At 61.4% G+C, this 249-nt stretch carries 1 pseudogene; it reads right to left on the bottom strand.

Going from position 1 to position 249, the window contains the following annotated elements:
- Positions 1–100 precede the first annotated feature (100 nt).
- A pseudogene (locus VSR72_RS44180) lies at positions 101–249 on the bottom strand (IS3 family transposase); the annotation flags it as partial.

Below are 249 nucleotides of genomic sequence, written 5' to 3' on the forward strand. Positions count from 1 at the left end.
TAGTAGCCAGAGCGGCTCACCTGCAAAAGCCGGCAGGCGTGACTGACCGATACGGCCTCCTGTTGCAAATGAGTTACCACACGGTAAGTCACTTCAGTTCCCGGGCAAAGAAGGCCGATGCTTTTTTTAGCAGCGCGTTGTCCTCGCGCAGTTGCCGGTTTTCCGCCTCGAGCTGCCGGATACGCTGCTGCTCAGCCGTCAGCGGCTTGCCCTCGCCGGGGCCACCAGCACGCTCCGCATCGTACTGCG

The organism is Paraburkholderia sp. JHI869 (assembly GCF_038900775.1).
Lineage (GTDB): Bacteria > Pseudomonadota > Gammaproteobacteria > Burkholderiales > Burkholderiaceae > Paraburkholderia.